The 17,500-nt window shown below is 67.7% G+C and carries 18 protein-coding genes and 1 pseudogene; 12 read left to right on the top strand and 7 right to left on the bottom strand.

Going from position 1 to position 17,500, the window contains the following annotated elements; all coding sequences use genetic code 11:
* Positions 1–81 precede the first annotated feature (81 nt).
* Complete coding sequence (locus tag ACZ45O_RS06770) at positions 82–561, top strand: hypothetical protein (RefSeq protein ID WP_464856807.1); 480 nt, start codon at positions 82–84, stop codon at positions 559–561.
* 13 nt (positions 562–574) lie between these two features.
* Entirely contained in the window at positions 575–1,759 is a 1,185-nt protein-coding gene (locus ACZ45O_RS06775) for an iron-containing alcohol dehydrogenase (RefSeq protein ID WP_464856809.1), read from the top strand.
* On the opposite strand, the gene ACZ45O_RS06780 is transcribed toward ACZ45O_RS06775, so the two are convergent.
* Positions 1,701–2,342, bottom strand: coding sequence for a hypothetical protein (locus tag ACZ45O_RS06780; protein ID WP_464856811.1), 642 nt, complete (start codon positions 2,340–2,342; stop codon positions 1,701–1,703). The two genes, ACZ45O_RS06775 and ACZ45O_RS06780, sit on opposite strands and share 59 nt — an antisense overlap.
* Positions 2,343–2,475: 133 nt before the next feature.
* Between ACZ45O_RS06780 and ACZ45O_RS06785 the strand changes: the two genes are divergently transcribed.
* Genes ACZ45O_RS06785 through ACZ45O_RS06795 form a run of 3 tightly spaced genes read left to right on the top strand, consistent with a single transcriptional unit; the run spans position 2,476 to position 5,395 of the window.
* A complete protein-coding gene (locus ACZ45O_RS06785) occupies positions 2,476–3,129 on the top strand; it encodes a DMP19 family protein (RefSeq protein ID WP_464856813.1) in 654 nt (217 codons plus the stop codon).
* A 35-nt stretch (positions 3,130–3,164) separates the two neighbouring features.
* Positions 3,165–5,165 carry an aldehyde ferredoxin oxidoreductase family protein gene (locus ACZ45O_RS06790; protein ID WP_464856815.1) on the top strand — a complete coding sequence of 667 codons (2,001 nt, stop codon included), beginning with the start codon at positions 3,165–3,167 and terminating at the stop codon, positions 5,163–5,165.
* Positions 5,159–5,395, top strand: coding sequence for a MoaD/ThiS family protein (locus ACZ45O_RS06795; RefSeq protein ID WP_464856817.1), 237 nt, complete (start codon positions 5,159–5,161; stop codon positions 5,393–5,395). Before ACZ45O_RS06790 ends, ACZ45O_RS06795 begins: the two co-directional genes overlap by 7 nt.
* A gap of 163 nt (positions 5,396–5,558) precedes the next feature.
* Here the strand turns inward: ACZ45O_RS06795 and ACZ45O_RS06800 are convergent, their stop codons facing one another.
* The 4 genes from ACZ45O_RS06800 to ACZ45O_RS06815 are packed head-to-tail and all read right to left on the bottom strand — an operon-like array spanning position 5,559 to position 9,587.
* Complete coding sequence (locus tag ACZ45O_RS06800; protein WP_464856819.1) at positions 5,559–5,741, bottom strand: hypothetical protein; 183 nt, start codon at positions 5,739–5,741, stop codon at positions 5,559–5,561.
* Between the two features lie 15 nt (positions 5,742–5,756).
* Entirely contained in the window at positions 5,757–6,752 is a 996-nt protein-coding gene (locus ACZ45O_RS06805; protein ID WP_464856821.1) for a dimethyl sulfoxide reductase anchor subunit family protein, read from the bottom strand.
* Between the two features lies 1 nt (position 6,753).
* The gene (locus ACZ45O_RS06810; RefSeq protein WP_464856823.1) at positions 6,754–7,380 is read right to left on the bottom strand and encodes a 4Fe-4S dicluster domain-containing protein; all 627 of its coding nucleotides are present in this window, start codon (positions 7,378–7,380) and stop codon (positions 6,754–6,756) included.
* Between the two features lie 14 nt (positions 7,381–7,394).
* Positions 7,395–9,587, bottom strand: coding sequence for a molybdopterin oxidoreductase family protein (locus tag ACZ45O_RS06815; protein WP_464856825.1), 2,193 nt, complete (start codon positions 9,585–9,587; stop codon positions 7,395–7,397).
* Between the two features lie 381 nt (positions 9,588–9,968).
* Between ACZ45O_RS06815 and ACZ45O_RS06820 the strand changes: the two genes are divergently transcribed.
* Positions 9,969–10,685 carry a DsbA family protein gene (locus ACZ45O_RS06820; protein WP_464856827.1) on the top strand — a complete coding sequence of 239 codons (717 nt, stop codon included), beginning with the start codon at positions 9,969–9,971 and terminating at the stop codon, positions 10,683–10,685.
* On the opposite strand, the pseudogene ACZ45O_RS06825 reads toward ACZ45O_RS06820, so the two are convergent.
* Positions 10,663–10,878: pseudogene (locus tag ACZ45O_RS06825) on the bottom strand (thioredoxin family protein); the annotation flags it as partial. The gene ACZ45O_RS06820 and the pseudogene ACZ45O_RS06825 sit on opposite strands and share 23 nt — an antisense overlap.
* Positions 10,879–10,896: 18 nt before the next feature.
* Positions 10,897–11,334 (bottom strand): hypothetical protein, encoded by a 438-nt coding sequence (locus ACZ45O_RS06830; RefSeq protein ID WP_464856829.1) that lies wholly within the window; start codon positions 11,332–11,334, stop codon positions 10,897–10,899.
* Between the two features lie 596 nt (positions 11,335–11,930).
* Here ACZ45O_RS06830 and eutS point away from each other — a divergent pair.
* From eutS to eutL, 6 genes are all read left to right on the top strand, one after another.
* On the top strand, positions 11,931–12,278 hold the full coding sequence (gene eutS, locus ACZ45O_RS06835) for an ethanolamine utilization microcompartment protein EutS (RefSeq protein WP_464857686.1): 348 nt from the start codon (positions 11,931–11,933) through the stop codon (positions 12,276–12,278).
* A gap of 25 nt (positions 12,279–12,303) precedes the next feature.
* A complete protein-coding gene (locus ACZ45O_RS06840; RefSeq protein WP_464856831.1) occupies positions 12,304–12,885 on the top strand; it encodes an ANTAR domain-containing response regulator in 582 nt (193 codons plus the stop codon).
* A 124-nt stretch (positions 12,886–13,009) separates the two neighbouring features.
* On the top strand, positions 13,010–14,491 hold the full coding sequence (locus tag ACZ45O_RS06845) for an ethanolamine ammonia-lyase reactivating factor EutA (RefSeq protein ID WP_464856833.1): 1,482 nt from the start codon (positions 13,010–13,012) through the stop codon (positions 14,489–14,491).
* Between the two features lie 25 nt (positions 14,492–14,516).
* On the top strand, positions 14,517–15,887 hold the full coding sequence (locus ACZ45O_RS06850) for an ethanolamine ammonia-lyase subunit EutB (protein WP_464856835.1): 1,371 nt from the start codon (positions 14,517–14,519) through the stop codon (positions 15,885–15,887).
* A 14-nt stretch (positions 15,888–15,901) separates the two neighbouring features.
* The gene (gene eutC / locus ACZ45O_RS06855; RefSeq protein ID WP_464856837.1) at positions 15,902–16,783 is read left to right on the top strand and encodes an ethanolamine ammonia-lyase subunit EutC; all 882 of its coding nucleotides are present in this window, start codon (positions 15,902–15,904) and stop codon (positions 16,781–16,783) included.
* Between the two features lie 18 nt (positions 16,784–16,801).
* A complete protein-coding gene (gene eutL, locus ACZ45O_RS06860; protein WP_464856839.1) occupies positions 16,802–17,461 on the top strand; it encodes an ethanolamine utilization microcompartment protein EutL in 660 nt (219 codons plus the stop codon).
* The last annotated feature ends 39 nt before the right edge of the window (positions 17,462–17,500 follow it).

The following is a 17,500-nucleotide window of genomic DNA, read 5'->3' on the forward strand; positions in this document are numbered from 1 at the left end:
GCCAGACGTACAGGATTCTGGCGGGGAGTCACCGAATTGGCATACATATCATGCGATGATGGTCGGAAAGGAGAGTCGCCGGTGAGGTGGCTGAAGGCCCTCCTCCTTCGCATTCTCCTCTGGTTCCTGGGCCGGGGCATCTGCGCATGCGCCAGGCTCGACAGCCGCGCAGCGGCCGAGGTTGCCGGCTGGGCGGAAGGGCAGGGGCTCTGCCTGCAGATCGCGCCGACGGGCCCGGCCATGGCCCTCACGAAATCGGACGGGCGGCTGCGGTTCCTGGGTCTGAGGGCGGAACCCGCTGCCGATTTGGTGATTCAGTTCAAGCACCCGGAAGGGGCCCTGCCGGTCTTTCTGGGCAGGCAGTCCATCGCCCAGGCCTACGCCCAGCGCCGTATGACCATGAAGGGCGACCTCACCTTTGCCATGTCGGTGGTGCGCGTTATGCTCATCACCGAGGCCTACCTTTTCCCGGGACTGATCACCCGGCGCATCATGCAGCGGGTCCCCGAGCGCGAGGTGTCGGCGGCCCGCGTCTACCTGAGCACGCTGCTGACAGCTTGAGGAGGTGCCCCACGTGCTCCCGCGGTATTATGAGTTCTACAATCCGGTCAAGGTGCTGTCGGGTGATCACGCGCTGGAGAACCTGCCGTACGAGATGGCGCACCTCAGCGCCAGCCGTCCCATCCTGCTCACCAACCAGCAGCTGGTGGAGGTGGGGCTCACCCGCATCCTCGAATCCGCGCTGCGGGGCTCCGAGCTCGTCATCGCCGCCCAGTTCACCGAGATCCCGCCGGACTCTTCGGTGCATGTGGTGAACGCTGCCGGCCGAGTCTTCCGTGAGGCCGGCTGTGACAGCATCATCGCCCTGGGGGGCGGCTCCGTCATCGACACCGCCAAGGGGCTGCGGGTGCTGATCGGCCAGGAGACAGACGACATCATGCAGTACATGGGCGCCGACATCGTGAAGCCGGCGCGGCGCGTGCCCTTCGCCGTCATCCCGACCACGGCCGGCACCGGCTCCGAGGCCACCCTGGTGGCGGTCATCGCCCACCCGGAGCGGCAGGTGAAGATGGAGTTCGTCTCGCACCACCTGCTCCCGGACCTGGCCGTGCTCGACCCGCGCCTGACCCGCTCGCTGCCGCCCCGCATCACCGCCTCCACGGGCATGGACGCCCTGGTTCACGCGATCGAGAGCTACACGTCGGTTCAGCGCAACCCGCTGAGCGACGCTTACGCCTGGGCGGCCATCGAACTGATCCGCGACCATCTGCCCAGGGCGGTGGCCAATGGCCACGACACCGAGGCGCGCCTGGCCATGGCCAACGCCGCCCTCATGGCCGGAGCGGCCTTCTCCAACGCGATGGTGGGGCTGGTCCATGCCATCGGCCACGCCGTGGGGGCCATCTGCAGGGTGGCGCACGGCGACGCCATGGCCATCCTGCTTCCCCACGTCATGGAGTACAACCTGGACCTGGTGCACGAGCGCTATGGCCGATTGCTGCTGGCCCTGGCCGGGCCCGAGCTCTACGCGGCGACGCCGGCCCCGGAGCGCGGGCAGCAGGCCATCGCCGCGGTGCGGGCCTTCAGCCAGCGGCTCCACGAGGCCTGCGGTCTGCCCCTCAGGCTCCGCGACGTGGGCGTGACCGACGATGTGCTTCCGGCCATCGCCCGCACGGCCATCAACGACGGCGCCCTGCTGCTCAACCCGAAGGAGGCCGGGCTCGACGACGTGCTGCAGATCCTGCGGCAGGCCCTCTGAGCCGCCCCCGCCGGGTGTGGGCAGCGCCCACCATCGCCGCCAGCGCGCCCATGCTTCCCCACAGCAGCCCCTGGCCCCGCAGCGGCTGCACGGGCCGCCGCCCCCGGCCGTACATGTCGTGCAGGCGCCTGAGCGTCCACTGTTCCCCCTCGTCCCGGGTCGTGGCGCTGATCAGCAGCGAACAGTCCGAAGCCGTGTACCGCTGGTCTTCCGGGCTGTAGTCCAGGCCGATGTAGACCTGCAGTCCGCTGGCGGTCACACGGCGATACCCGCTGTAGGTGTAGACGAAGGTCAACGTGGGCGGCCCCTCGCCCTTCAGGTAGCGGTCGACCTCCATGGTCACCTCGGTACTGGCCACATATGGCTCCAAGAGGCGGATCAGGAGCCTGCCGTCTGCCGACGGGAGCTGCACCACCTTCGGCTTCTCCCCTGGAATCGGCCGGGCGCTCTGGATCCGGCCCAGCACCACCAGGGCGTAGTCGTCCAGCCGCTGCTCGCAGGACAGGGCCCGCGCCTTCCCCGACAGAACGGGCGCCCCCAGCAGCGCGATCCCCAGCAGCAGCGCGATCAGGCCTTTTCGCACGACCTATCCTCCTTCGAGGCGCGATAGCGAAGACAAGCCATAAGTTTCCGTGAAGTAGACGGTGTTGCCGGGGAGGCAGGTTTCACCTTCCGCCGGCTCCACTCACGCCGAGCGGCTTACGGGAGGTGCGTGTGTGCGTAGATTCATCCGCTTTGCCGTGGCGCTGGCCGCCGCCCTGGCGGTGGTCTTCGTCACCGGCCGGAGCATCGCCCACGTGCGCAGAGAACCCGAGACTCGGCCGAAGCACATCCGCATCGACGAGGCCCGCATCGCCGCCATCGACGACGTCATGGATCTCATCGAGCCCGTGTGGTGGACCGTCACCATCTACGACGGCCCCGCCGCCTACGAGGAGAGCCTCGCCCCCTTCACCCGGGCCCAGCGGCTGGTCAACGCCATCCAGTGGTACCGGGCTGAGGTGGACAACGGCGGGCACGGCCAGTTCTACGGCAACTCCACCGGCATCGTCTGGCGGGATGCCCTGGCCGGGTTCGAACTGCTGGGGCTGGAAGAGTTCGCCGACAACCTCCGGGCGTCCGCAGACCTGCTGGGCGGCGACCCGCCCCTGGACAGGCGCGAGCGTGAGGCGCTGCTGGATCAGCTGAAACCGGACTTCGGGGAGATTACCCAGCGGTTCTGGGAGCTGGAGGCGCAGACCGACCTCGATGCGGTGATCCTGGATTACGCGCGGGCCCACCCGGAGGAGTTCCTCTTCGACGGCGTGATCTACGTGCCCAGTTCGTCTCATGTTGTATTCCACCAGTTCATAATCTGGTTCTTCCCGTAAGCGCGGGTTCGGCGGCAGAAAGGAAGGTGAGGCGGATGACCACGCGGTTTGGCGGCTACATGGGCCGGATGCTGAAGATCGACCTCACCACCCGTGAGGTGAGTGAGTACCCGATCTCCGACGAGCAGCGCGAGCTTTACCTGGGCGGCAAGGTGATGGCGGCCCGCATCCTGGCGGACCTGATCACGGGTCCGCTGGACCCCTTCGGGCCCGAGAACGTCATCGTCGTCACCACCGGGCCGCTCACCGGCACCGGCGCCCCCATGGCGAGCCGGTTCAACGTCTCCAGCATCTCCCCCCTCACCGGGCTGCTCGCCTCCTCCAACTGCGGCGGCTCCTTCGGGCTGCACCTGAAGAAGGCCGGCTGCGACGGGCTGGTCATCACCGGCCGGGCCGACGCCCCGGTCTGGGTGGAGATCGCGGAGGACGGGGTCCGCTTCCACGACGCCTCCGACCTGTGGGGCATGACCACCGGCGAGACCCAGGCGGCCCTCCCGCCCCGCACCGGCAAGCTGGTCATCGGGCCGGCGGGGGAGAACCGGGTCCGCTATGCCGGCCTGGTCAGCGACGACCGCATGGCGGCCAGGGCCGGCATCGGCGCGGTCTTCGGCGCCAAGAACCTGAAGGCCCTGGTGGCCCACGGCCGCAAGGTGGTGCCCGTCGCCCTACAAGAGCAGGTGCGGAGCCGGATCAAGGGCTGGGCGCAGGAGCTGCGGGCGCATCCCATCACCGGCAACCAGCTGCCACGGCTGGGCACGGCCGGGCTGCTCGCCGGGATGCACGCCCGCCGGATGCTGGCCACCCGCAACTTCAGCCGGGGGCAGTTTGAGCGGTTCGACGCCGTCTCCGGCGAGACGCTGGCCGAGGCGCACCTGATCCGCAACGGCGGCTGCACCGGCTGCCCCGTCCACTGCGGGCGCGAGGTCAGCCTGCCCGAGGAGGGCGCGGGCGCAGGCGCCGCCGAGGCGGAGTGCGCGGGCGCAGGCGCCCCCCGGGCCACTGGCAGCGGCCAGAAGGCCGGCCCGAAGGGCCGCCGGGTGAAGGGGCCCGAGCTGGAGACCATTGTGCTGCTGGGGCCCAACCTGGAGAACGCCGACCTCCCGGCGATCATCCGCTGGAACCACCTACTGGACGAGCTGGGCATGGACTCCATCTCCACAGGCGGCACCATCGCCTTCGCCATGGAGCTGAACGAGAAGGGGCTCTGGGAGAACGGCCTGCGCTTCGGCGAGGTGCAGGACCTGCCCCGGCTCTTCGAGGACATCGCCCACCGGCGGGGCATCGGCGACCTGCTGGCCGAGGGCAGCCGCCGGCTGGCCGAGCGGTTCGGCGGGATGGGCTTCGCCATGCAGGTGAAGGGGCTCGAGCTGCCCGCCTACGAACCCCGGGCTGCCGTGGGGCAGGGGCTGGGCTACGCCGTCTCCAACCGGGGAGGCTGCCACCTGAACGCGGGCTACCTGGCCGTGCTGGAGGGGCTGGGGCTCGAGATGGACCCACAGACGCCGCGGGCCAAGGCGGCCCTCACCATGCTGATGCAGGACCTGATGGAGGCCATCTCCGCCGCGGGCAACTGCCTATTCAGCTCGTACGACGTCTTCCCCGCCGCCCTGCTGAACCGGCCCAACGGCCTGCTCGCCCGGGCCGTCAACCGGCTCCTGCCGTGGGTCGGCGGCCCCGTGGCCCTCATCCTCTGGCTGCGCTGGATGCCCATCCACCTGCCGGGCCTGCCGCTCACCCACGCGCTGGAGGCGGTAACGGGAATGAAGATGGACCTCGGCCGCCTGAAGCTCATCGGCGAGCGGGGCTACAACCTGGAGCGGCTGGTGAACACGCGCCTTGGCGTGACGGCGGCGGACGACGACCTGCCCGAGCGGCTGAAGTCCGTCGAGCAGGTGCCGGGCGACCCCCGCACCAGGGTGCCGCTGGCGCCGATGAAGCGGCAGTACTACCGGCTGCGGGGCTGGACGCCCGACGGCGTGCCGACGCCTGCCCTGCTGCGCCGGCTCAGGATCCAGCAGGAGGTGGGCGCATGGTGACGGTGCGCCTCTTCGGCACCTTGCGGCTGGACGCCGGCCGGCGCCAGGTGGAGGTGGACGCGGCGACGGTGGCCGAGGCCCTGGAAAAAACCGCCGCCGCCCTGGGGCTGCCCGGCGCGGGCCCGCTCCTGCAGGCGGCGGTCTTTGTGAACGGCGAGCGGGCGGGCCTGCGCACCCCCCTGAAGGCGGGCGACGTGCTCTACCTCCTCTCCCCGGCGGCGGGTGGGTGACGTCTTGATCACACTGTTGCGGGGATATGGCCAGATTCTGGCCGCATCCCTCTGTGTCATCGGAACGCCATAAGCAGGCGGTGAAGGGCTCCCAGAAGTCCCGCGGCCCAATCAGAAGGGACAGAGCGGCAGCCCGGGGAGCCCGGTCCGCTGAACTCGGGGACTAACTCAGGTTCACTTCCGTATACCCATACATCTCCACCTTCGCCTGCTGCATCGCCGGCTTCGCCAGCCGGCGCGCCGCCGCGCCGGCCCTGGGCAGCCCCTTCCGGGCCGCCGCCGCGGCCAAAGCAGCCAGGGCGCCGGTGAAGAGCGTCAGGATCGCCTTCCGCCGGATCGAGTTCATCGCTCCCCCTCCCCTCTAGAACCAGGGCTGGCCGCTCAGGTAGAAGAGCGCACGGCCCGCCAAGTTGCCCAGCAGCGCAAGGCCGAGACCGGCGGCCACCAGCTGGCCGCAACGCCTCAGGCTCCCGCCCTGGCGGCTCAGCGTCCAGAGCGCCACGCCCAGCAGCGCGGGCACCCCGACCGCCAGGGAGATCTCCAGCCACAGCAGCGGGCTGTTCGCCGCCACCACCTGCTGGCCCAACAGCAGGGCGGTCTTCACCGTCTCGCCGCCCACCGCCGCCTTGCCCGCGGCCCCCGGCGTGGCCAGAGCGGCCGCGGCCCCGCCAAAGAGGTGGCTCAGCCGCGCCAACAGCCCGATGCCGTAAACCACAGAGCCGGCCAGCAGCGCCGGCCCCACGTGCCGGTACGAGGTGCGGAGCACCGCGCCCGCCTCGGCCGGGCCGGCATCTCCCGCCCGCGTGCGACTCCGGAGGCCGCTCCACACGGCGCCGTGCAGCGCGGCCACCGCCAGCGGCCCCAGGGTCAGGGCAGTGCCGAAGAAGAGGACCACGGTGGACCAGTGGTTCCACATGGGACGACCGGGGATGAGATAGATCATCGCCTGCGTGACGATGGTCGCGGCGCCGACGACCGCGCCGAGGGCGCCGATGCTCCGGCGGGCCTTCCCGGCCTCAGGCCGCCACCACCAGAGCACCGTGTACAGGGCGATGAGCCCGAAGAAGAGACCTGTCGCCCAGATCTCCCGCGACATCCACGAGCTCTCCCAGTGACGCAGGGCCCGGATGGCCAGAAGCGGCCGGCCCAGGTGGGTGGTGGAGAACAGCAGGCCGACCGCCGCCACGGGCACCAGGAGGGCGCTGCCCAGCCGGGTGAACCGCGCCCGGACGGCGTCCGGCGCCTGCGCCAGCTGCAGATCGGCGGCCGCCAGCACCCAGAGCGCCCCGACGGTCACCTGAATCAGGACCGTAAAGACGGCCAGACTGTACTGCGCTTCGTGCAGCCACTCCGCCATGCTACCTCACCTCCCCCGCATCGGCTGCCCGCTCCGCCCCGGCGGGCGGCGGCGCCACGCGCACCTGCCGCTCAGGCTGCGGCCCCTTTCTGGGCCAGGCAAACCGGGTGGCGGGCCGGGTGACGGAGGGATCGGGGAAGCCCGGCGCCTCCTTCACCGCCTGCCGCTTGTCCGCCTCGTGCGCCGCCCTCTCACCGAAGCTGAGCGCCCCCGTGAGGCAGGACTGCACGCAGCGGGGCAGCTGCCCCTGGTCCACCAGCTGATAGCACCCGTTGCACTTGGAGACCACGCCGTGCTCGGGGTCGAACTGCGGCACACCATAGGGGCAGGTCCAGGTGCAGTACTGGCAGCCGATGCAGGCGGCGGGATCGTGGATCACCAGGCCATCCGCCCGCTTGGTGTACGCCTCCACCGGACAGCCCTTCATGCAGGCCGGGTCCTCGCAGTGGTTGCAGGCCAGCGTCAGGTGGACCCGCAGCGCGGTGGGAAACTCGCCCATCTCGAAGGAGCGGACCCGGCGCCAGCGGATCTCCGGCGGCAGCCGGTAGAAGTCCTTGCAGGCCGCCTCGCACGCCTTGCAGCCGATGCACTTCTCCATGTCCACGTGAAAACCAAGCTGTGTGCTCATCTGCGGATCCCCCCTTACGCCCTGCGCAGGCGCACGGCCTGCTGCTTGTAGTTGGGCTCCTTGGAGAACGGGTCGACCGCCCAGACGGTCAGCCGGTTCACCGGGCCCTCGTTGAAGTGCATCGGGATGAAGCACGAGCCCGGCGCCACCTGCGAGGTGACGACCACCTTCGCCTCGATCTCACCCCGCCGGCTCTCGATACGCACCCGGTCGCCGTACTGTACGCCCAGGGCCTCGGCGTCCCGGGGGTTCAGCTCCACGTAGGCCGTGGGCACCATGTGGTTCAGCTCCGGAACCTTGCGGGTCTTGGTGCCGGTGTGGTAGTGCTCCTGCACCCGGCCGCTGTTGAGGTTGAACGGATACTCCTCGTCGGGAAGCTCGGGCAGCTCAATCGGGTCCACCGCCCAGAGCACGGCCCGGCCGTCCGGCGTGTTGAACCGCCCGTCGGCGTAGAGCCGGGGGGTGCCGGTGGAGTTTTCGTCGGGGATGGGCCACTGCAGCCCCTTGTTCGCCTCGATGCGGGCGTAGGTGGCGCCGGAGTAATCGTTGGGCCGGCCCCTGGTCACCCGCTTGATCTCCTCGAAGCATTCCTCGGTCGTGCGGTACGGGAACAGGTGGCCGAAGCCCATGCGGTCCGCGACATCCAGGAAGATCTCGAAGTCCGTGCGGGCCTCTCCGGGCGGTGCGACCGCCGGCTTCAGCAGGTTGAGCCGCCGCTCGGAGTTGACCATAATACCGCTCTTCTCCGCCCAGAGCGAGGCCGGCAGGAAGATGTGCGCGTACTCGGCGGTGTCCACCGTCTCGTAGGCGTCCTGCACCACGAGGAGCTCCAGCTTCTGCAGGGCCTCGCGCACCCGGTTCTGGTCGGGCAGCGACATGATGGGGTTGGTGCAGATCACCCACAGGGCCTTGATCTTGCCCTCCAGGATCGCGTCGATGATCTCGGTGATGGCCGGAGACTTATCCGGCAGCGTGGCCGGGTCCACCCCCCAGAGCGCGGCGATCTCGGCCCGGTGTTCCGGGTTTCCGATGGCCCGGTAGCCGGGGTACGTGGAGGAGCCGCCCACCTCCCGGGAGGCCATTGCGGCCGGCTGGCCCGTGATGGAGAAGGAGGCGCAGCCAGGCTTGCCGATCTTGCCCTGGATCAGGTTGAGATTGTGGAAGCAGTTGTTGGCGATGGTGCCGTTCACCGACTGGTTGATGCCCATCACCCACATGGAGAGGGAGCGCTCCGCCCGGCCGTAGAGCAGGGCGGCGGCCTCGATGTCCCCGGCGGGCACGCCGCAGATCCCGGCGGCGTACTCGGGCGTGTACTTCCGCAGGTGCTGCTCCAGCGCTTCGTAGCCGGTGGTGTGGGCGTCGATGTAGGCCCGGTCGATCAACCCTTCCCGGATGATGACGTGGGCCATCGCGTTGAGCAGCACCACGTCCGTGCCCGGCCGGATGGCCAGGTTGATGGTCGCCAGCCGGCTCACCTGGGTGAGGCGGGGGTCGACGCAGATCAGCTTCGCCCCCTTCTCCACCGCCTTCACCACCCGGCCGAAGAGAATCGGGTGGCACTCGGCCATGTTAGAGCCCGAGATGAGGATGACCTCGGCCGCCTCGATGTCTGCGTACGCCCCGATGGCGCCGTCGGTGCCGAAGGAGCGCGTGTGGCCCACCACGGCCGAGGCCATGCAGGTGCGGGTGTTGCCATCCAGGTTCGGCGTGCGGAACCCGGCCCGCATCAGCTTTCCAAGGGTGTAGAACTCCTCCATGCAGAGCTGGCCGGTGTTGTAGCAGGCGATCGACTCCGGGCCGTGGTCGGCCAGGAGCTGCTTCAGCTTATCGGTCATCGCGGTAAGCGCCTCGTCCCAGGATGCCCGCACCAGCTTCCCATCCTTGCGGATCAGCGGGTGCTTGCCCCGGTCGGGAGCCGTGATCGTCTTCCACTGGTAGATGCCCTTAGCACAGAGCAGCCCGTCGTTTACCGGATACCCCTTCGTCCCGCGGATCGCCACGGGACGGCCGTCCTTCGTGCCGATCTCGATGCCGCAGCCGGTCCCGCAGAAACCGCAGGTGGAGTACGTCCACGTGTCGGGTTCCACGTGCGCCGGGGCGGCTCCCCCACTGACGTAACTGCCGGGTTCGCCGGCTATGACGGCGCCGGCCGCCCCCGCAGCCGCCGTGGCGGCAACCGAGAGCTTCAGGAACGCGCGTCGGTTCATTCCGCCTGTCATATGTGAATCCCCCTTTGCACCGTCGAGAAACTGTCTTGCTTAAAATTGTAGAGCCAGGTGCGTTTACCTCACAGTGACCGCATGGACAAACAAGGGCGCATTGTATTTTCAAGCGAGCACCCGATGCGCCTTTGTGATGTTCATCACTGCCCGGCCAACGCCAGGTCCGGCGCGGATTTGCTGCCGCGCCCCGCCACGACGAAAGCACTAGGAAGCAGAACCTGCAGCAAAATAGGGCAGGGGCCGCGCCGACGCAAAAACCCCCGATCGGCCCAAACCATCGGGGGTACATTCTGTTAGTTTCCGGTTGTGTATCATGCCAATGTTCTATTACAATGGGACAAACTATCCCAAAGGAGCGACGTCCCGATGTCCAAGTCCAAGGGAGGCAAGAGCCCCGGCCGCAAGAAGGACAGAAGCCTCTGGTGGATCGCCGGCATCGCCGTCGTGGTGACCGCAGCGCTCATCGTTGCGAGCAACGTGACGGCCCGCAGGCTCGGCGAGATCACCCTGCCGGAGGTCATCCTCACCGATCAGGAGCGGGGGGGCGAACGCAACGTCCTGGGCAGCGCAGACGCGCCGGTCGAGTTGGTGGAGTTCAGCGACTTCCGCTGCCCCGCCTGCATGCAGGCCAACCTGGCGCTGGGAGACCACATCGAGCAGCTGGTGAGCGACGGCACCGTGCGCTACGTCCGCAAGCACATGCTGGTCATCGATCCTGACGACACGTCCCTCAACGCCGCGGAGGCCGTCGAGTGCGCGGCGGACCAGGGGTACTACTGGGCGTTCCACGACCTGCTCTTCGCCAACCAGACCGGCCACGGGCAGAAGTGGACCCGCGACGCGATGAAGCAGTATGCCCGGGAGCTGGGGCTTGACACCCAGGCCTTCAACGAGTGCATGGACAGGAAGACCCACCGCGACAAGGTGCTGGCCGACAACACCGAGGCCTACGGCACCCCCGGCATCACGGGCACGCCCTCCTACCTGGTCAACGGCGAACTTCTCCGTCTCCGATCCTTCCTGGACGTCATCGATGCGGTTCAGGCCGCGGCGGGCCAGACTACCGGGCAGGGGGGCTCGTAGCCCGCTGCAGTTCGGCCAGAAACTGCGCCTCGGGGTAGCGGCCTGCGAAGGCGACCTGCCTCCGTCCGTCGATGACGGTGTGAGGCACGGAACGGACGCCGTGCCGGCCGGCCAGCCCGGGGAACTCGGCCGCCTCCACAGCGTACGCCAGAATGCGGGGATTCTCCATGGCCGCCATGTGCGCCAGGCGAACCGCCTGGGGGCACCAGGGTCACGTGGGGCTGGAGAAGACGCGGATGACCACGTCCGCGTCGATCGCCCGGATCAAGGCGCGGGCCGGCGCAGAGAGGCGGGTCGCCCCGCGCGAGACGTCGATCAGGTCCTCCAGCAGGACCATGAGTTCGTAGCCCAGCGGCGCGCCGTAGAAACGAATGCGGGCATCGCGGCCGCCCTCGTCCAGCAGCACGAGCGCCGGGGCCTGCTCCACCCGGTAGCGGGCCGCCTCCGCCCGCCCCTCCGGCCCGGTCATGGCCTTGACCCGGATCTTCCCGTCCGAAAGGGGCACCAGCTCATCGAACAGTGCTCTTGCGGCAGCGGTGGACGGCGCGTAGGCATCGGCGTAGAAAAAAAGAACCTGCACCGGCGCCGGGAGGTGCTCGGCAAACAGCTCCTTCGCCTGCCGGCGCTGGGCAGCGGAAAGCATGGCCACTCCGTGTTCCTCCTCAGGGGCTCCCCCTCAGCGGCGGGGAGCCCGTGTTCATTGGTCCCCTATTCGCTTCCGGAGGATGCCGTCCCTGCCGCGGCAGGGGCGCCACGAAGCGGACCTTAAACTACATACCCACTTCTTGTGAGCCGAGTCGCAGCGGCAGCGGATGTCCTGCTCAACCAGCAAGTGGGCGTAGTCCCACCGTGTAGCACTCCTCCTCGGTCCACACGTACAGGTCCGTGAACCGCTCGACCGCGCCGCGCGCATCCCAGAACCCACCGTCCCCCAATATTCCCTTTAGCCTTCCATCTTTGACTAATAAATATGTTTGTTGCGGATTCCGGGCTGCCTATGGTCCCCAGTGCATTGGAACTAGTCTCTTCGCCTCATGCATCGACTGTGTTACTGTGGTAACATTACGCTGCGTGTTGTAGGGAATTAAGTCTTATCTCAGACACGAAGATGGTTACCCCAGAAAATACTACGCTGATTAGATTCGTATCAGCAGGATTGCATTCTCCGTTGATCGAAGCATAAAGAGGACGACTGCGGCCGATGCCGGCCAGGCCAGGCGCCCCGCCAGGGAGGTGTTCTGAACCCTGGGAGAGAGACAAGAGAAACAGCGGATCATTCAGGAGTTCGTTCCCGGCAAACAGGTCACCCTTTCACACCTCATCGCGCATCCGACCGGCGAACTGTGTGAGCGGCTCGGCATTGAACAGGCCGGCGCCATCGGCATCCTGACCATCACCCCCGGTGAGGGGGCGATCATCGCCGGGGATGTGGCCACGAAGGCCGCAGCGGTCCATATTGCCTTTCTGGATCGCTTCAGCGGCGCAGTGGTCATCTACGGCGACGTGGCCAGTGTGGAAGCCGGATTGCGGGCAGTCAACGAGACACTGGGAGAGGTACTGAGGTTTACTCCAGCCAGCATCACACGCTCTTAACTTCGGCTCATACTGGAGGCACTGCATGCAGTCGGTCCGTGTACTCGTCGCTCTCGAAGACCAGCGCGAACGCGAGCAGACCGTGGCAGCGCTGCGGGCAGCCAACATCCCGCCGGTCGCTGACACCGGAGACGGCCAGGTTGCGTACGAACTCAGCCGTCATCTGACCCCTGACCTGTTGATTCTGGACGCCCAGCTCAGGGTCGCGAAGGGCGAACGGGTGGTCGACAAAGTTCGGTCGACGTCCGACATCTCCCTCGTCCTGCTCTCGGAACCCAAGGGTCTGTCTGTGCTTTGCGAGATGGCCCGGGTCGAAGCATCCGCCTGTCTCCTGAGACCCGTCCAGCCGGAACAGATCGTGTTAACCGCCCTCTTCGCCGCCCGCCAGCGCGCGGAGATTCAGGCGCTGCGGAAGCGGGCCGAAACCGCCGAACGGCGGCTGGCGGACCGCAAGCTGGTGGACAGGGCGAAGGCCGCTCTCATGGAAGAGCTTCAGATCAGCGAGGCCGAAGCCTACCGGCACCTGCGCAGGCTGAGCATGAACAGCCGCAAGTCGCTCGGCGAGGTGGCCGAGATGGTGCTGTTGGATCGGTCGCTCCGCTCCTGATCGCTCAACCGAAATACTGGCGGACAAAGGCGTCCGCACCCGGGCAAAGAGGCCCACCACCCTCACGTCCTGGTGAGGGTAGTGGGTCTTTTGCTTTTTTGCGAAACGGGGGGAAATCCAGAGGATGCCCAAGACGCATGTCGACGGAACCGTGCGTGATACCATCACGAGCATCGGTATCGACATCGGCACCACATCTACCTGCCTGATCGTCAGCCGGCTGACCACGGCTCAGCTGGGAGGCGTCCACGCGATGGCGTCGGTGGAGATCATCGACCGCGAGGTGCTCTACCGCAGCCCGGTCATCTTCACGCCGCTCATCGACCACAGCACGCTGGACAGCGACGCCATCTTCACCTGGGTCAGGGAGCAGCTCCGGCAGGCCAACATCACCTGGGGCAGCGTCGACTCGGGTGCCGTGATCATCACCGGCGAATCGGCGCAGCGCCGGAACGCCCGGGCGGTGATCGAGCAGCTTTCTGAGGATGCCGGCCGCTTCGTGGTGGCGACGGCCGGACCCCAGCTCGAGGCCATCCTGGCCGGCCGGGGCAGCGGCGCAGCTGCGCTCTCCAAGGAGCAGAACCTGCGGGTTCTCAACCTGGACGTGGGCGGCGGTACGACCAACGGCACGCTCTTCGTCGCCGGTGAGGTCGAGGCCACAGTCTGCGCCCACGTCGGCGGCCGCCTGGTCCGAATCGATCCCGCCACCGCCCGCATCGTCGGCATCTCGCCTCCCGCCCGGCGGGCGGCCGAGATCCTGGGGCTGCAGATCGAGGAGGGCCAGCCCGCCAACCCCGAGACGCTCTGGACGCTCTGCTCCGGCATGGCGCAGGGACTGCACGAGCTGATCCAGGGTCGGGCGGAATCCGACATGGCACAGGCCCTGCTCATCGGGGCGCCGCCATCGGCCCCCATCCGGGCCGATGTGGTGACCTTCTCGGGCGGAACCGGCCGGGAACTGTACAAGTCCACCGAGCGCCGGTCGCTGACTGAGGTGATCCAGTACGGGGACTTCGGCCCCATGCTGGCCGACGCCCTCAGGGTCGGACCCACGTGCCAGACCTTCACACTGCGTGAGCCGCCGGAGACGGTCTATGCCACCGTCATCGGCGCCGGCATGGAGGTGCTGGAGCTGAGCGGCTCCACCATCTTCCTGCACGCCGACAAACTGCTCCCGCTCCAGAACGTGCCCATGGTCAAACCACCGAATTTTGATCCGCTGGCCCCGGCTGCCGACATCGCCGCATCCGTGCGCGAGGGGCTCTCCTGGTTCGCCAACGGCGAAGAGGACCTCGATCAGCCGATGGCCATAACGTTCCCGGGGCTGCACCACCCCCGCTTCCACCAGGTGCGCAACCTGGCGGAGGGGCTGGTGCAGGGGCTCCAGCCACTGGTGGAGCGCCGCCTGCCCATCATCGTGGTCCTGGAAGAGAACATCGGCAGCGTGCTCGGGCACAGCCTCGCCACGTTCCTTCCGCCTGACTATCCGGTCATCTGCATCGACCAGATCCGCAGCCAGACCGGAGACTACATCGACATCGGTGCTCCGATGTACGGGGGCATTGTCGTCCCCGTGGTCGTCAAGAGCTTGGTGTTCCACAACTGAACCACTTGGTTAAGGAGGGAAAGGGATGATCCTGAAGACTACCTTGCGTGGACAGGTCTATCAGTTCGGATCTGTCAAGGAGGTGCTCGCGAAGGCCAACGAGCTGCGCTCCGGTGACGTGCTCGCCGGCATCGCGGCCGAGTCCGACGCGGAACGCATCGCTGCCAAGCACGTCCTCGCCAACCTGACTCTGGAGGACCTGCGCAACAACCCGGTCATTCCCTACGAAGAGGATGAGGTGACCCGGGTCATCCAGGATGCGGTCAACGAGCACGTCTACCGGCAGATCAAGGGCTGGACGGTCGCCGACCTCCGTGAGTACATCCTCTCGGACAAGGCCGACGCCGCTGAGATCCAGCGCATCAGCCGGGGTCTGACGTCCGAGATGATCGCGGCCGTGGCCAAGCTCTGCTCCAACATGGACCTGATCTACGGCGCCAGCAAGACGCAGAACGTCGTGCAGTGCAACACCACCGTCGGTCTGCCCGGCACGCTGGCGATGCGGCTGCAGCCCAACGATCCCACCGACTCCATCGACGGCATCATGCCTCAGATCATGGAAGGCCTCACCTACGGCATCGGCGACGCCGTCATCGGCATCAACCCGGTGAACGATGACGTCGAGTCGGTCTCCCGCCTGCTCAACATGATGTACGAGTTCATCGAGAAGTGGAACATCCCGACCCAGCAGTGCGTGCTGGCCCACGTCTCGACTCAGATGCAGGCCATCCGCGAAGGCGCTCCGGTGGGCGTGGTCTTCCAGTCCATCGCCGGCTCGCAGAAGGCCATGGAGTCCTTCGGCGTCTCGGTCGAGATGCTGGACGAGGCTCACGAGCTGGTCAAGAAGTACGGCTCGGCCAAGGGCCCGAACCTGATGTACTTCGAGACCGGCCAGGGCGCCGAGCTCTCGGCGGACGCGCACCACGGCGCGGACCAGGTGACGCTGGAGGCCCGGTGCTACGGCCTGGCCAAGCGCTACCAGCCGCTGCTTGTGAACACCGTCGTCGGCTTCATCGGCCCCGAGTACCTCTACGACTCCAAGCAGGTCATCCGCGCCGGCCTGGAGGACGTCTTCATGGGCAGCCTGACCGGCATCTCCATGGGCTGCGACGTCTGCTACACCAACCACATGAAGGCGGACCAGAACGACATCGAGAACCTGGCCGTTCTGCTGACCGCCGCCGGCGTCAACTACCTTATCGGCGTGCCGATGGGCGACGACCCGATGCTGAACTACCAGTGCGGCGCGTTCCACGATGGCGCTGCCCTGCGCCACACCCTCGGCAAGAAGCCGGCGCCCGAGTTCCACGCCTGGGCTCAGGAGATGGGCTTCCTGGATGCCGAGGGCCGGCTGGCGGAGCGCGCTGGTGACCTGTCCATCTTCCTGGGCAAGTAAGGAGGGAGACACGAATGGCCTACACGGAAGCTGAACTCCGCAAGATCGTCGCTGAGGTAATCTCGCGGCTTAACCCCGGCACGGAGGCTGCCGCCCCCGCGCCGCAGCAGCCCGCCGCCGTCTCCGATGGGGAAGGACTGCCCGACCTGGCTGCGATGAACATCCGCGAGACCTGCTACGTTCCCAACGCCGCCGATCCCGAGGGGCTCATGCGGCAGAAGAGCAACACCCCCACCCGCCTCGGCATCTGGCGGGCCGGCCCCCGGTACCTGACCGAGCCCTGGCTCCGCTTCCGCGCTGACCACGCCGCCGCCCGCGACGCGGTCATGCTGGAGGTGGACGAGAAGCTCCTGGAGGAGATGGGGCTGTTCACCGTGCAGACGCAGGTGCGTGACAAGGAAGAGTACCTGACCCGTCCGGACCTGGGCCGCCGGCTCTCCGAGGAGGCGAAGGCCATCATCCGGGAGCGCTGCCAGATGAAGCCCCAGGTGCAGATCGTCGTGGTCGACGGTCTCTCCTCCACCGCCATCGAGGCCAACCTCCGCGACTTCCTGCCCGCGCTGATGCAGGGCCTGAAGAACGTCGGCCTCAGCGTCGGCACCCCGTTCTTCGTGAAGTACGGCCGCGTCGCGGTGATGGACGACATCGGCGAGATCCTGCAGCCCGACGTCGTCATCGAGGCGGTGGGCGAGCGGCCGGGCCTGGTGACGGCCAAGTCGATGTCGGCCTACATGTGCTGGCGGCCGCGCCACGGCACCATCGAGTCCGACCGTTCGCTGATCTCCAACATCCACGACGGCGGCACGCCCGCCACGGAGGCCGGCGCTGCGGTGGCCGCGTTCGCCAAGCGGATCTTCGACAACCAGGCCAGCGGCACCAAACTGGCCAACGCCTAGCCGAGGGGAGGTTCCTTCGTGTACGGGTTGCAACCCATCAAGGCCAGGGTCCTGGCCATCAAGCTCATCCCCAACGTCCACGACGCGATGAAGAAGCAGCTGAACCTGCAGCCGCACCATCGCTCGCTGGGAATGATCACCTGCGACATCGACGACGTCGGCTACACCGCCGTCGACGAGGCCACCAAGAAGGCCGCCGTTGACGTGGTCTACGCCCGCTCCTTCTACGCCGGCGCCGCCCATGCGTCCGGCCCGCTGTCCGGTGAGTTCATCGGCATGCTGGCCGGGCCCGACCCGGCAGAGGTGAAGGCGGGCCTGGGCGCCGCCATCGACATGATCGAGAGCGGTGAGTGCTGCTTCTACACGGCCGATGAGGAGGGGAAGATCGCCTTCTTCGCCTACACCATCAGCCGCACCGGCAGCTACCTCGCCCAGGAGAACAACATCCCCGTGGGCTCGCCGCTGGCGTACCTGATCGCGCCGCCGATCGAGTCGATGTACGCGGTGGATGCCGCCGTGAAGGCTGCCGAGGTCGAGCTCACCAACCTGTTCGGCCCGCCCAGCGAGACTAACTTCGGCGGCGCCCAGCTCACGGGCACCCAGTCGGCCTGCAAGGCCGCCTGCGACGCCTTCGCCGGGGCCGTCATGGAAGTCGGCCGGTATCCCAAGCGGTACTAGGTCCGCACGATTCTCGCCTCAATGCTGAATGAGGAGGGA

The sequence above is a fragment of the Symbiobacterium turbinis genome (assembly GCF_055383075.1).

Bases quoted from the DNA above. Each gene is read 5' to 3' on its own strand.
- ACZ45O_RS06790 (WP_464856815.1), top strand. From the start codon at position 3,165: ATGACCACGCGGTTTGGCGGCTACATGGGCCGGATGCTGAAGATCGAC.
- ACZ45O_RS06795 (WP_464856817.1), top strand. From the start codon at position 5,159: ATGGTGACGGTGCGCCTCTTCGGCACCTTGCGGCTGGACGCCGGCCGG.
- ACZ45O_RS06800 (WP_464856819.1), bottom strand. From the start codon at position 5,741: ATGAACTCGATCCGGCGGAAGGCGATCCTGACGCTCTTCACCGGCGCC.
- ACZ45O_RS06805 (WP_464856821.1), bottom strand. From the start codon at position 6,752: ATGGCGGAGTGGCTGCACGAAGCGCAGTACAGTCTGGCCGTCTTTACG.
- ACZ45O_RS06810 (WP_464856823.1), bottom strand. From the start codon at position 7,380: ATGAGCACACAGCTTGGTTTTCACGTGGACATGGAGAAGTGCATCGGC.
- ACZ45O_RS06815 (WP_464856825.1), bottom strand. From the start codon at position 9,587: ATGAACCGACGCGCGTTCCTGAAGCTCTCGGTTGCCGCCACGGCGGCT.
- ACZ45O_RS06820 (WP_464856827.1), top strand. From the start codon at position 9,969: ATGTCCAAGTCCAAGGGAGGCAAGAGCCCCGGCCGCAAGAAGGACAGA.
- ACZ45O_RS06840 (WP_464856831.1), top strand. From the start codon at position 12,304: ATGCAGTCGGTCCGTGTACTCGTCGCTCTCGAAGACCAGCGCGAACGC.
- ACZ45O_RS06845 (WP_464856833.1), top strand. From the start codon at position 13,010: ATGCCCAAGACGCATGTCGACGGAACCGTGCGTGATACCATCACGAGC.
- ACZ45O_RS06850 (WP_464856835.1), top strand. From the start codon at position 14,517: ATGATCCTGAAGACTACCTTGCGTGGACAGGTCTATCAGTTCGGATCT.
- eutC (WP_464856837.1), top strand. From the start codon at position 15,902: ATGGCCTACACGGAAGCTGAACTCCGCAAGATCGTCGCTGAGGTAATC.